1 protein-coding gene is annotated in these 573 nt (G+C 51.0%); it reads right to left on the reverse strand.

What is annotated here, in order from left to right; all coding sequences use genetic code 11:
• Positions 1 to 573 (reverse strand): proline dehydrogenase family protein (locus tag R7E78_RS28880; protein ID WP_318058982.1); only part of this gene is annotated, 573 nt, incomplete at both ends.

The following is a 573-nucleotide window of genomic DNA, read 5'->3' on the forward strand; positions in this document are numbered from 1 at the left end:
CCTTATGCTGCGCCATCACTGCAATCGCAGTAACTGTGTGCGCATTGTGGCTGGCAAACTGCGGGAAGATATTGCCACGTACGCCTTCGCTTAATAGGAAACGCGCACATGCAAGGTAAGCAACATCGGTCGCTTCTTTGCGTGTGTACACTGGGTAGTTGTCGTAGCCCGCTTGTTGTGACCATTTGATTTCGCTATCCCAGTACGCGCCTTTTACCAAGCGAAGTGGGATCAAGTCACCTTGCTCTTTCGCAAGGGCATTGAGCCAAACCAATACTGGTAGAGCACGCTTCGAGTACGCTTGCACAACAAGACCAAACTTGCCCCAACCTTTCACGAGGTCACTGCGGTAAATCTTCTCGAACAGCTTTAGAGACAGCTCAAGGCGATCAGCTTCTTCTGCATCAATCGTGATCGCAACGTCGACTTCAATCGCGCGTTTTAGTAGTTGCATGAGCGTTTCGTACAGCTCAGTCATAACACGCTCTTCGTTCGCCACTTCGTAGCGAGGGTGCAATGCTGAAAGCTTGATAGAAACCGAAGGCGCAGGGCTGGTGTCGTTACCGTAAGTCT

The organism is Vibrio sp. YT-19(2023), from assembly GCF_033337395.1.